Genomic DNA, 12285 nt, shown 5'->3' with positions numbered 1-12285 from the left:
CGGCGCTGTGTGTGGCGCGGGGTTCGCCGTGCGGCGCTGTGTGTGGCGCGGGGTTCGCCGTGCGGCGCTGTGTGTGGCGCGGGGCTCGCTGTGCGGTGCTGTGTGCGGTGCGAGGCTCGTTGTGCGGGGGGGGCGTGGCGCCGCCCGCGCCCCTGCCTCCAAGCCCGCATCCCCGCCCCCACAGGGGCGCCGTTCGTTACTCCCGCGACATGCAGGCTTGCGTGCGCTACCTCCACCCAGAGTGACGCCGTGCGTTGCCCCGCGCGATGTGCGCATCCGCGCCCACCCTCAGCCCATGCAGGGGCGCCGTGCCGGGACTGTCGCGATGCGCGCGTTCGCCGTGCGCAACCGCCGCGCTGACAGGCCTCGTCGCGGGCGACCCGCACCCGTTCCCGACGTGCCCCTTGCGGGTCGCTCGCGGCCGATGGACGAGGACCGGCCGGCCGTTCAAGCCGTCGGAGCGCTTCATCAGCACTAACGAGCCACCGTCGCAGGCCAGGCGCAGCCCACCGCATCACGCCCGAGCCTGCCGCACGCGCCTCGTGCCGCGCGCGGCTCCGCGACGCGCTGTACCGAGTCCACCAGTAGCCGCATGCAGCCCACCACGCGCGGGCTCGTGCGCGCCGTCGTGGCGGGCTCGGGCGTGGCGTGCGACGCGGTTCGTGTGGCGTGGGGCGGGGGTGTGTCGCGGTGAGCTGTGCTTTGTCCGGTGATGCGCCTTGGCGGACGGTCCCTTTATCGACAATCCGGACTTAACACAGCAATGTTGGATATAACCGCAGCATGTACGACATAACCGTGGAACATGCTGGAAACCTTTCCACGGCAATGTGAGAGCCTCTGCGGAAAGGGGGCGGACATGCTGCTGCGTCTGAGGGTGTCGCTGCCCGACAGGCCCGGCGGTCTCGGCCAGGTGGCCAAGGCGCTGGGCGCTCTGGGCGCCGACATCCTGCAGGTCACCGTGCTCGAACGCGAGGCCGGAAGGGCGGTGGACGACTTCACCGTCTCCTGGCCGGCGCCGGTGACCTCCGCCGAAGCGCGCGAGCGGCTCTCCGCCCTGCCCGGCGTGCGGGTCGAGGGGGTGTGGCCGACCAAGGAGGTGCCCGGCTCGGCCCCCGACTACGACCTCCTCATGCACGTCGCCAGCGAGCCCGCCAGGGGCTTCGCCACGCTCGTGGACGCGCTGCCCGGACTGTGCGGGGCCGAGTGGTCGCTGGCGGTGGCCGACGGCGTCGTACGGCACGCCTCGCTGGCCGCGCCCGCCTCGTTCGAGCTGCCCGAGCCACCGCCCCGGCCGATCACCATGGACGCCGAGAAGCTGCGCCTGCTCCTGCTGCCCGTCGCCGCCGCCGGGATGCACCTGGTGGTGGCGCGGTCCGACGGCCCCGACTTCCACCGTGCAGAGGTCGAGCGCGTAGCGCGCATCGTGGACGTGGTGTCGAAGCTGGCCGCCCGCGCCGATCCGCAGAAGCCGGCCGCCCGCGCCTGACGTCACGGGCCGGTCACTCGCTTGAACCTCGAGGCCTGCCGCTCACGCCGACCGGGACGCGCGCGGCCAGGTGCGGGTCATGGCGTGGAACGCGCGCCCCGGCCCACCATGGCGCGGGACGCGGGGCACCGCTCACGACGGTGCGGAACGCGGGGCGGGGCTCACCATGGCGCGGACGCGCGCCCCGGACCGATCTGGAGTGCGCGTGGCCCGGCGCGGATCATTGACCGAACATTGATCTGGTGTCTAACGTGGGCGTTCCGACGGTGTGCACAGCTGCCGAGGAGCCGCCCTTGACCGTCCACCAGCCCGCCATCGGCCGCTACTACGAGGACTTCACCGTCGGGGACGTCTACCAGCACCCCATGGGCCGCACGATCAGCGAGGCGGACAACACCTGGTTCACGCTCCTGACGATGAACACGAACCAGAACCACTTCAACGCCCACTTCGCCGCCAAGGCCCCCACCGGGAAGATCATCGTGAACTCGGGGCTGACCGTGGCGATCGTGCTCGGCCTGTCCGTCATCGACATCAGCCAGACCGCGATCATGAACCTGGGCTGGACCGACATCAAGCTCACCCACCCGGTGTTCGTCGGCGACACCCTGTACGCCGAGTCGAAGGTGACCGCCAAGCGGGAGTCGAAGTCGCGCCCGTACGCGGGGATCGTCACCGCCTACACGCGCGGGCTCAACCAGGACGGCGACGAGGTCATGTCGTGGACCCGCACCGTCATGGTCTACAAGCGCGACGCCCCGCACGACAAGGGCTACTTCCCCCAGGCCAAGACCGGCCCGCTCTGAGGAGGCGACTCGCATGGACTTCGAGCTGACCGACGAGCAGGAGGCGTTCCGCGAGACGCTGCGCGCGTTCGTCGACAAGGAGATCATGCCGGTCGCGACCGAGTGGGAGCACTCCGGGCGCTACCCGGCCGAGATCATCGACAAGATGAAGCAGATGGGGCTGTTCGGGCTGTCCGTGCCCGAGGAGTACGGCGGTCTCGGAGCCGACATGGTCACGTTCGCGCTGGTCTTCGAGGAGATCGCGCGCGGCTGGATGGGCGTCGCCGGCACCATCGGCTCCCACTCGCTGGCCTGCTGGATGATCGCCCGCCACGGCACCGACGAGCAGAAGCGCCGCCACCTGCCCGACCTCGCCACCGGCGCGCGGCGCACCGCCATCGCGCTGACCGAGCCCGGCGCCGGCACCGACCTGCAGGGCATCCAGACCCGCGCCGTACGCGACGGCGACCACTACGTCGTCACCGGCACCAAGACCTGGATCACCAACGCTCGCCACGCCGACCCGCTGCCCGTCCTGGTCAAGACCTCGATCGAGGAGCCCGCGCACAAGGGCATGTCGGTGCTGCTCGTCGACCCCGATCTCAAGGGCTTCAGCGTCAGCCGTGACCTGCCCAAGCTCGGCTACAAGGGCACCGAGACGTGCGAGGTCGTGCTGGACGAGGTGCGCGTGCCCGTCTCGTGCCTGCTCGGTGGCGTCGAGGGGCGCGGCATGCAGCAGGTGCTCGGCGGGCTGGAGATCGGCCGCATCAACATCGCCGCCCGCGCCGTCGGCGTCGCACAGGCCGCGTACGACGCCGCGCTCGCCTACTCGCGCCAGCGCACCGCCTTCGGGCAGCCCATCGCGGACTTCCAGGCCATCCAGCTCAAGCTCGCCGACATGGCCACGGAGATCCAGGCCGCGCGGCTGCTCACGTACTGGGCCGCCTCCCAGGCCGACGGCGGCCGCCGGGTGGACATGGAGGCCGGCATGGCCAAGTACTTCGCGTCGGAGGTGGCGCTGAAGGCCTCGCTGGAGTCGATGCGCATCCACGGCGGGTACGGGTACTCGCAGGAGTACGTGGTCGAGCGGCTCTACCGGGACGCGCCGCTGATGGCGATCGGCGAGGGCACCAACGACGTCCAGCGCATGGTCATCGCCCGCGCGCTCATCTCGGGCAAGGGCACGATCGGCTGGTGACCCCGCGGCTCCCCGGGCCGCTCGGCGCCGCTTGCGGGCGGCACCTCGCACAGCGGCCCCGACGGTTCGGGCACCGCCGGCCACCACGCCACCCTCATCGGCCCCCCTGACGAGCACCACGTTCACCCGGGGCATGCCCGCCCACCGACTGCCGGTCTCCGAACCCGGCCGGTCTCCGCGTCCGGTGGGGTCCCGCGTCTGGTGGGGTCTCCCCGCCCGGTGAGTCTCCGCGTCCGGTGCGGTCTCCCCGTCGGGTCCGGTACCCGCGCCCGCCGGGCACCGCGTCCGTCCGGCGACCGGGTTCGCCCGAGGCCGCGCCTGGCCGATTACCGTGCCCGCTGACCGGCGTCCCGGGCTGGGGCCGCGCCGACCAGGTGCCGCGCGGGGCCGGTCGCCGTCCCAGCCGGTCACCCCCCTCCGCTGACGCCGCCCCCCGTGGGGCCGCGCCGCTCTGGCGCGCCTCAGCCTGACCCCTGAAGGTGACGGTGGGTGCGCAGGTCACGGCTGGAGAGCGCCGTCCTCCGTATCTCGGGCGCGCACTTCATGCCGGCTGTCAGGGGCGGCGGTCCTTGGGGGGAAAGAGAAGAGAGGGGCGGCGGTCAGCCGGCGCATCGCAGCGGCCACGGCGGCCGATGGGCGCGGCGGCCGGTTGGTGCGGCAGGTCAGTGGCGTGGGGCGGCCGGTGCGGCCGGGCGGGGCGTCGATCGGTTGACGCGGTGGATGGCGGGCGTGGTTGTCGCAGTGGTGCGGTCGGTCGGAAGAACGGCCTGGTGGTGCAGGAGTGAGCGGGAGCGGTAGGCGCGGTCGGGCGGGGGAGGCCGTTGAATGCGGGTGGTTTGCGGGGGTGTTCGGCGGAGCTGCGCGCATCGTTCGGACGGTAAAGGGTAGGTTGGGGCGGGTGTCCGCAGCCACTTCATCCCCTGTGTCACCGCCCGCCCTCACCTCCGCCGGCCGCCTCGCCTGGCTGGACGCCCTGCGGGGGATCGGCGCGCTGGCGGTCGTGGCCGAGCACATGCTGCCGTGGTTCCTGCCCAGCCTGCGGCCTTACTGGTTCAGTCTCGGCGTCTACGGAATTCTCGTCTTCTTCCTGGTCAGCGGCTACATCATCCCGGCGTCCCTGGAACGGCACGGCGACGTGCGGGCGTTCTGGATCAGCCGCTTCTTCCGCCTCTACCCCCTCTACCTCGCGGTCATCGCCGTCGTGCTGGCGCTGTCGTGGTGGGCGCCGGTGCGGGAGGCGGTGGTGCGCGACGGCAGCGCGGTGGCGGCGCACGCGACGATGCTGCTCGACGTGGTGGGCATCGGCGGGGTCGCCGACACGATGTGGACGCTCTCGTACGAGATGGTCTTCTACCTGGTGGTCACGGCGCTGTTCCTGACGAGGGGACATGAGCGCAGCGGGACCTGGGCGATCGTGTTCGCGGTCGCGGCGGTGCTGGTGGGGCTGGTGGCCTCCGGTGCGGTGTTCGGCGGCGGGTGGCCGGCGTACGTGTCGTGCGCGGTGTTCGTGCTGGGCCTGACCGGCGTGCTGACGGGCCGCCTGCGCAGGTTGTCGGCGTGCGCGCTCGGCGTGATGGCGGTGGCGTGCCTGCTGCTGAGCAGCCGGGTGCCGTGGCTGGGGGCGGCGGTGCTCGCGGTGATGTTCGCCGGCACGGCGATCTACCGGTGGGAGCGGGGTACGGGCCCGCTGTGGCCGGTGGCGGTGACCGGGGCGCTGGTGGTCATCGCGCCCGTGTGGGCGATCGAGAGCGGCTGGTGGTGGGTGCAGGCGGACGTCTGGCTGACCACGATCCTGCTGGCGGCGGCCACGTTCGCGGGCGGGATGGCGCTGCGGGGGCGGCGGCTGCCGAGGATCCTCGTGTGGTTCGGGCTGATCAGCTACTCGCTCTACCTGGTGCATCATCCACTGCTGCGGTACTTCGTGCTGTTCAGCGGTGACCTGCGCGGCGAGCCGCTCGCGTACCAGCTGGTGATGTCGGCGGCGGCGCTGGCGCTGATCATCGCGGTGAGCGCGGTGACGTACCGGTTCGTGGAGAAGCCGATGCAGGACCTGGGACGGCGGATCTCACGCCGGTGCCGCGGCGGGCTGCAGGGCGGCGGCGAGGTGCGGGTGCCGCGCGAGGGCGCGGGCGACGACCGGGTCCTCCGCCATGAGGAACGCCAGGTGACGCACCGCGTGAGCGACCACGTTGACCAGGGAGAATCCAGCGGGTGACGGCGCGGCGGGCGCCGGGCCGCGGGCGATCTCCAGCACCGGCGCCTCGGTCGCGGGCAGCCAGGGCTCGGGGTCGGGGCAGATCGCGTACGTGAGGACGACGGTGCCCGGCTCGTAGCGCCAGCTCGTGGAGTGGACGACGGTGGCGGGGTCGGCGGCGGAGATCCCGCCGAGCCGCCTGGCCGTCTCGTCCGGGCTCTCCCCGGGCAGGGGGATCGCGGAGGCCGTCCGGTACGACCAGCGGCCGCTGGCGTCCACCCTGAGCATGAGCGTCTCGACCGAGACCACGTGTCCTGCCGTCATCGCCACCGACTTTACTGCCAACGATGTGCAGGTGCGTTCATCTGGCATGTCACGTGTCGGTCTTGAAACGCCAGGGCGGCCGGGTTGTGATCGATGGCGTGCGACGAGGAGGCCGACGGTGATGCCCGGTTTGCTGGTGTTGATGGGGTCGGGGGAGACGAGCCCGACCATGGTCGAGGTCCACCGCGCCGCGGCGCGGACGTTGCGCGCGGGGGCGCGGGCCGTGCTGCTCGACACCCCGTACGCCTTCCAGGAGAACTGCGCCGACATCTCCGCCCGCGCCCGCCGCTACTTCGCCCGCAGCGTCGGGCTCGAGGTGGAGGTGGCGCCGTCCATCGCCGGCGCGGACTGGGTGTTCTCGGGGCCCGGCAGCCCCACGTACGCGCTGGACCGCTGGGCCGCTTCCGGCGTGGCGGGCGACCTGCGCGCCCGGGTGCGCGCCCGCGAGGGCGTGACCGTGCTCGCCTCGGCGGCGGCCTGCACGGCGGGGCTGGCCACCGTCCCGGTCTATGAGATCTACAAGGTGGGCGCGGACCCGCACTGGCGCGAGGGCCTGGACCTGCTGGAGCCGCTGGGGCTGCAGGCGGTGGTGATCCCCCACTTCGACAACGCCGAGGGCGGCACTCACGACACCCGCTACTGCTACCTGGGGGAGCGGCGGCTGTCGCGGATGGAGCGCGAGCTGCCGCCGGGCACCGCCGTCCTGGGGATCGACGAGCACACCGCGCTCATCATCGACCTGGCGAGCGAGGAGGTGCGGGTGGCGGGGCGCGGCGGGCTGACCGTGCGCCGGTCCGGGGCGGCGACGGTGCTGCCGTCCGGGACGCGTACGGACCTGGCCGAGCTGCGCCGCCTGGCCGAGGGCGGTGCGGCGGGCGGCTCGCCGGGCATGGCGCCGCCTCAGGTGGAGGCGCCCCCCGCCGAGGTGACGCTGGAGGAGTCGATCCGCTCGTGCGAGGAGACGTTCGCCGCCGTGGCGGGGCGCGACCCGATGCGGGCCGCGGAGGCGGTGCTCGACCTGGAGGCGGAGATGGTCAAGTGGGCCGCCGACACCGAGGAGGACTCGGGCGGCGTGGAGCAGGCCAGGGAGCTGATGCGGCTGCTGATCGCCCGGCTCGGCGAGCTGGCCGCGGAGTCGGGGCGGCGCTCCGAGCGGCTGACCGCCCTGGTCGAGCCGCTCCTCGAGCTGCGGGCCGAGCTGCGCGCGAGCGGCCGCTACGACGTCGCCGACGCCCTGCGCGCGGCCCTGGTCAGGGGCGGTGTCGCCGTCGAGGACACTCCCGACGGCCCTCGCTGGAGCCTCGCGTGACGACGCGCGATCGGGGGCGGGGCGACCCCGGTCAGCGGCGGGCCGGACCTCGTCGGGGGTGCGGCAGAGCCGAGGGGCGGGGCGGGCTCCGGTCAGCGGCGGGGCGGGTCGATGCGGGCGCCGTCCAGCGTGAAGATCATGATGCGGGAGACGTCCACGGCGACCTTGGCCGGGTCGCCCTGCCGCCAGATGGGCCGCCCGCCGAGCCGCACGATCAGGTCGGAGCGCCGGTGGACGCCGCTGCCGTTCGGGTGCTGGCCCACGCGCTCCTGCTCCTGCCACTCCTCGTCCTCGCGGGAGAACAGCCGCCGTACCAGCCCGGTCAGCCTGCCGCCGCCCTCGGACACGCCGTTGGCGCGGCGCCGCTGGCGCGGGTCCGGCGGCTCGGGCACCGGCACGCCGGGCATCCCGCACTCCAGGTACGCCAGCCACTCGTGCCCGTGGTACTCGAGGGCGCGGACGCGCCCGAAGAACGAGGGCCCTTCGTACGACTCGGGCACCGGCGCCAGCCCGTCGGGCCGTAACCCGACGAGCACCTGCCCGCCGGTGTGCTGCGAGACCGCGTACGCCCGCGGATCGCTCCACGGCATCGTGAGCCGGTGCGTGCCGAAGTCCAGCATGACGTACTGGTTCTGCGGCGTCCTGACGGTGGCCGCGAGCAGGTTCAGCTGCTGCGAGTTGAGGAACGCGGCGACGAACGCGGTGGCTGGATCGTTGTAAATCTGCGCCGGCGTGCCTACGTCCTGGAGGACGCCGCGGTTCAAGATCGCGATCCTGTCGGCCAGGGTCAGGGCCTCCACCTGGTCGTGGGTGACGTAGATGGTGGTGACGCCGAGCGACCTGACCAGCGCCGAGATCTCCATGCGCAGCTCGGTGCGCATGCCGGCGTCGAGGTTCGACAGGGGCTCGTCCATGAGGAAGAGCTTGGGCTGGCGGACGATGGCCCGTCCCATCGCCACCCGCTGCCGCTGGCCGCCGGAGAGCGTGCCGGGTCGGCGGTCGAGCGTCTCGTCGATGTGCAGCGCCTTGGACAGCTCGGTGACGCGCTCGCGGACCATCGCGGGGTCGGCCTTGGCGATCTCTAAGGGGAAGGCGATGTTCCCGCGGACCGTCCTGTGGGGGTAGAGGGCGCCGTTCTGGAACACCATCGCGACGTCGCGGTCGCGCGGGGCCAGGTTGTTGGCCAGCTCGCCGTCCAGCCATAGGTCGCCCGCGGTGATGTCCTCCAACCCCGCGATCATGCGGAGCAGGGTGGACTTGCCGCAGCCTGACGGGCCGAGCAGGACGAGGAACTCACCGTCCTTCGCTTGGAGGCTCAGCCGGTCGACTGCCAGATAGCCACCCGGATACACCTTGGACACTTTGTCGAGAACGACCGAGCTCATGGGCCCACACCTTGCGCGCGTGTCACCTGTGACGGGGCTGATTGAAGAGGTAGTACATCGTGCCTTAACACTGGATGTCCACCCTTGACATAAAGAATCTCATTCGGTCGAGGTTTCGGGCGGGACTTTTGGGCATCCGAACGCCTAGATTTCCGGATCTGATGGGCGTGGAAGCGGTTGCGTAAACTTGCGGAAAGGGATTTCATGGTCGAGGCGTGCTGGGGAGACCTCGGGGGAGACCGATGACCGACTGGTGGCGAAATGCGGCGATTTATCAGGTCTACGTGCGCAGCTTCGCCGACGGCAACGGCGACGGCGTGGGCGACCTGATAGGCGTCCGCGATCGCCTGCCCTATCTCGCGGGCCTCGGCGTCGACGCCATCTGGCTCACGCCCTTCTACCCGTCCCCGATGGCCGACTTCGGCTACGACGTGGCCGACTACCGCGACGTCGACCCGCTCTTCGGCACGCTCGCCGACGCCAAGGCGCTCATCGACGAGGCGCACGGCCACGGGCTGCGCGTCATCGTCGACATCGTCCCCAACCACACCTCCGATCAGCACCCGTGGTTCCAGCAGGCGCTGCGCGGCGAGCGGCGCGACCGCTACATCTTCCGCGACCGGCCCAACGACTGGGAGTCCATCTTCGGCGGCTCCGCCTGGACCCAGGTCGAGGACGGGCAGTGGTACCTCCACCTGTTCGCCCCCGAGCAGCCCGACCTCAACTGGGACAGCGACGAGGTGCGCGGCGAGTTCGAGTCGATCCTGCGCTTCTGGCTCGACCTGGGCGTGGACGGCTTCCGCGTGGACGTGGCGCACGGCATGGTCAAGCCACGCGGTCTGCCCGACATCGGGCGCGGCGGCCAGGCCACGATGGTCGGCAGGGAGCCGGTGCCGTTCTTCGACAACGACGAGGTGCACGAGATCCACCGCTCCTGGCGGCGGGTGCTCGACTCCTATCCGGGCGAGCGCATCGGCGTGGCCGAGGCGTGGGCGCCCACGCCCGAGCGGCTGGCCATGTACGTCCGCCCCGACGAGCTGCACCAGGCGTTCAACTTCCACTACCTGTTCGCCCCCTGGGACGCCGCCGCGCTGCGCGAGGTCATCGACGACTCGCTGGCCACGGCCGGCTCGGTCGGCGCGCCCACCACCTGGGTCCTGTCGAACCACGACGTCAAGCGGCACGTCACCCGCTACGGCAGCCTGGCCAGAGCGCGCGCCGCCGCGCTGCTCACGCTCGCGCTGCCCGGCTCCGCCTACATCTACAACGGCGAGGAGCTGGGCCTGCCCGAGGTGCAGGACCTGCCGCCCGAGCTGTGCCAGGACCCGCAGCGGCTGCGCGACCCCGACAGCGGCCGCGACGGCTGCCGCGTGCCGCTGCCCTGGACCCGCGACGGCGGCTGGCGCGACCCGTGGCTGCCCATCCCCGCCGAGTGGGCCGAGCTGAGCGTGCAGGCCCAGGAAGGCGTGCCCGGCTCCACGCTCGAGCTGTACCGCACGGCCCTGCGGCTGCGCCGCGACCTCGACGGCGACCTGGTCTGGCACGACTCTCCCGAAGGCACGCTGATGTTCTCCCGGGGCGCGTTCGTCTGCGCCGTCAACCTCACCGGCGAGCCCGTCGACTTCGGCGTGGACGGCACCCTCCTGCTCGCCTCCGACGTCCCCGGAGCAGCCGATTCGGCGGCCTGGTGGAAAGTAAAGTGTCTGGCATGAACGGTCACGCTCGCCTCGCCGACATCGCCGCCCAGGCAGGGGTGAGCGAGGCCACCGTCAGCAGAGTGCTCAACGGCAAGCCGGGCGTCTCGGCGGCCACGCGGCAGGCGGTGATGGCCGCGCTCGACCTCATGGGCTACGAGCGCCCGCCCCGCCTGCGGCAGCGCAGCAACGGCCTGGTCGGCCTGGTGACGCCCGAGCTGGACAACCCGATCTTCCCCGCGTTCGCCCAGGCCATCGAGAAGGCACTGACCCAGCACGGCTACACGCCCGTGCTGTGCACCCAGCTCCCCGGCGGCGCGCCCGAGGACGAGTTCACCGAGCTGCTCGTCGACCGCGGCGTCAGCGGCATCGTGTTCGTCTCCGGGCTCCACGCCGACACCACCGCCCGCATGGACCGCTACACCAGGCTGACCGACCGCGGGCTGCCGATCGTGCTGGTCGACGGCTACAACGAGCACATCGACGCGCCCTTCATCTCGCCCGACGACCGCATGGCCGCCAGGCTCGCCGTACAGCACCTCGTCGACCTCGGCCACGAGCGCATCGGCCTCGCGCTCGGGCCGCGCAGGTTCGTCCCCGTCATCAGGAAGATCGAGGGCTACCGGCAGGCCATGGCGCAGCTGCTCGGCGCGACCGACGTCGATGAGCTGATCTCCCACTCGCTGTTCTCCGTCGAGGGCGGCCAGGCCGCCGCCGCGCAGCTGCTCAGCAGGGGCTGCACCGGCATCGTGTGCGCGAGCGACCTCATGGCGCTCGGCGCGATCAGGGCGTGCAGGGAGAAGGGGCTGTCCGTGCCGGGCGAGGTGTCGGTGGTCGGGTTCGACGACTCGCTGCTCATCGCGTTCACCGATCCGCCGCTGACCACCGTACGCAAGCCGATCGGCGCGATGGCCTCGGCCGCCGTGCAGACGCTGCTCGAAGAGGTCAACGGCGCGCCCGCCAAGCACGTCGAGCTGGTCTTCCAGCCGGAGCTGGTGGTGCGCGGCTCCACCGGCTCCGGCCCGCTGGTCAACCGGTGAGCGGTCACGACCTGCTGGTGCTCGGCGGCTCCGGCGTCGACACCACCGTGTACGTCCCCGAGCTGCCGCTGCCGTACCGCGACACCTGCCACGTTCCGCCCGTCGCCGACCGCATCGGCAACACCGGCTCCGGCGTCGCGCTCGGCTGCCACGCGCTCGGGCTGAGCGTCGCCTTCGCCGACCTCATCGGCGACGACCCGCAGGGCGCGCTCATCCGCGACGCGCTGCGCGACCTCGACTGCCGCTTCGGCCGCGCCGCCGCCGGCACCCGCCGCAGCGTCCTGCTGGTCGGACCCGACGGCCGCCGCACCTCGCTGCACGACGCCAGAGCCACGCCCGGCGAGCGCCTGCCGCGCGAGCTGTACGCCGGCCTGCCGGTCAGGCACGCTCACGTGTCGATCAGCGACGCCTGCCGCGACGTCTTCGACGACCTCGGCGGCGTGCCCGTCTCCACCGACCTGCACGACTGGGACGGCGCCGACGACTACCACGAGGACTTCGCCTACCGCTCCGACCTGGTGTTCCTGTCCGCCGCCGCGCTGGCCGACCCGGCCGCCACCATGCGCGCCATCGCCGAGCGCGGCCGGGCCCACACCGTCGTCTGCACGCGCGGCGGGCTCGGCTGCCTGGTGCTCACCCGCGGCTCCGGCGTACGCGCCTTCCCGGCCGCGCCGCTGCCCGGCCCCGTGGCCGACACCAACGGCGCGGGCGACGCGTTCGTCTCCGGCTTCCTGTACGGCACCCTGCGCGGCAGGCCCCTGGAGGAGTGCGTACGTCTCGGCGCGATCGCCGGAGCGCACGCCTGCACCGTGCCCGGCACCCACGAGTCCCCGATCACCGAGGAGCTGCTGCTCGCCCGCGCCTGAC

The 12285-nt window shown here is 72.4% G+C and carries 9 protein-coding genes; 8 read left to right on the top strand and 1 reads right to left on the bottom strand.

The window, feature by feature from the left end:
• Positions 1-859: 859 nt before the first annotated feature.
• The 5 genes from ACGFIM_RS07460 to ACGFIM_RS07440 all read left to right on the top strand — a co-directional run bounded on the left by ACGFIM_RS07460 (position 860) and on the right by ACGFIM_RS07440 (position 7299).
• On the top strand, positions 860-1489 hold the full coding sequence (locus ACGFIM_RS07460) for an ACT domain-containing protein (RefSeq protein WP_393196151.1): 630 nt from the start codon (positions 860-862) through the stop codon (positions 1487-1489).
• A 293-nt stretch (positions 1490-1782) separates the two neighbouring features.
• Positions 1783-2295, top strand: coding sequence for a MaoC family dehydratase (locus ACGFIM_RS07455; protein ID WP_364053930.1), 513 nt, complete (start codon positions 1783-1785; stop codon positions 2293-2295).
• A 13-nt stretch (positions 2296-2308) separates the two neighbouring features.
• Entirely contained in the window at positions 2309-3472 is a 1164-nt protein-coding gene (locus ACGFIM_RS07450; RefSeq protein ID WP_393196147.1) for an acyl-CoA dehydrogenase family protein, read from the top strand.
• Positions 3473-4370: 898 nt separating this feature from the next.
• Positions 4371-5687, top strand: a complete 1317-nt coding sequence (locus tag ACGFIM_RS07445) for an acyltransferase family protein (protein ID WP_393196144.1) — start codon at positions 4371-4373, stop codon at positions 5685-5687.
• 424 nt (positions 5688-6111) lie between these two features.
• Positions 6112-7299, top strand: a complete 1188-nt coding sequence (locus ACGFIM_RS07440) for a hypothetical protein (protein ID WP_393196141.1) — start codon at positions 6112-6114, stop codon at positions 7297-7299.
• A gap of 92 nt (positions 7300-7391) precedes the next feature.
• On the opposite strand, the gene ACGFIM_RS07435 is transcribed toward ACGFIM_RS07440, so the two are convergent.
• Positions 7392-8684, bottom strand: a complete 1293-nt coding sequence (locus ACGFIM_RS07435; RefSeq protein ID WP_393196138.1) for an ABC transporter ATP-binding protein — start codon at positions 8682-8684, stop codon at positions 7392-7394.
• Positions 8685-8926: 242 nt separating this feature from the next.
• Here ACGFIM_RS07435 and ACGFIM_RS07430 point away from each other — a divergent pair, with 242 nt between their 5' ends.
• The 3 genes from ACGFIM_RS07430 to ACGFIM_RS07420 are packed head-to-tail and all read left to right on the top strand — an operon-like array spanning position 8927 to position 12284.
• Entirely contained in the window at positions 8927-10396 is a 1470-nt protein-coding gene (locus ACGFIM_RS07430; RefSeq protein ID WP_393196135.1) for a glycoside hydrolase family 13 protein, read from the top strand.
• Positions 10393-11418, top strand: a complete 1026-nt coding sequence (locus ACGFIM_RS07425) for a LacI family DNA-binding transcriptional regulator (protein WP_393196132.1) — start codon at positions 10393-10395, stop codon at positions 11416-11418. The genes ACGFIM_RS07430 and ACGFIM_RS07425 overlap by 4 nt, the downstream gene beginning before the upstream one ends.
• On the top strand, positions 11415-12284 hold the full coding sequence (locus tag ACGFIM_RS07420) for a carbohydrate kinase family protein (protein WP_393196129.1): 870 nt from the start codon (positions 11415-11417) through the stop codon (positions 12282-12284). The genes ACGFIM_RS07425 and ACGFIM_RS07420 overlap by 4 nt, the downstream gene beginning before the upstream one ends.
• The last annotated feature ends 1 nt before the right edge of the window (position 12285 follow it).

Source organism: Nonomuraea sp. NPDC049309 (assembly GCF_043196965.1).
GTDB classification, from domain to species: Bacteria; Actinomycetota; Actinomycetes; order Streptosporangiales; family Streptosporangiaceae; genus Nonomuraea; species Nonomuraea fastidiosa.
Note: the sequence above shows the minus strand (reverse complement) of the source record. Positions and strands in the feature narration are given on the sequence as shown.

What these genes read in the sequence shown, in the direction of transcription:
- ACGFIM_RS07460 (WP_393196151.1), top strand. Translation starts at nt 860, where the DNA reads ATGCTGCTGCGTCTGAGGGTGTCGCTGCCCGACAGGCCCGGCGGTCTC.
- ACGFIM_RS07450 (WP_393196147.1), top strand. Translation starts at nt 2,309, where the DNA reads ATGGACTTCGAGCTGACCGACGAGCAGGAGGCGTTCCGCGAGACGCTG.
- ACGFIM_RS07440 (WP_393196141.1), top strand. Translation starts at nt 6,112, where the DNA reads ATGCCCGGTTTGCTGGTGTTGATGGGGTCGGGGGAGACGAGCCCGACC.
- ACGFIM_RS07435 (WP_393196138.1), bottom strand. Translation starts at nt 8,684, where the DNA reads ATGAGCTCGGTCGTTCTCGACAAAGTGTCCAAGGTGTATCCGGGTGGC.
- ACGFIM_RS07430 (WP_393196135.1), top strand. Translation starts at nt 8,927, where the DNA reads ATGACCGACTGGTGGCGAAATGCGGCGATTTATCAGGTCTACGTGCGC.
- ACGFIM_RS07425 (WP_393196132.1), top strand. Translation starts at nt 10,393, where the DNA reads ATGAACGGTCACGCTCGCCTCGCCGACATCGCCGCCCAGGCAGGGGTG.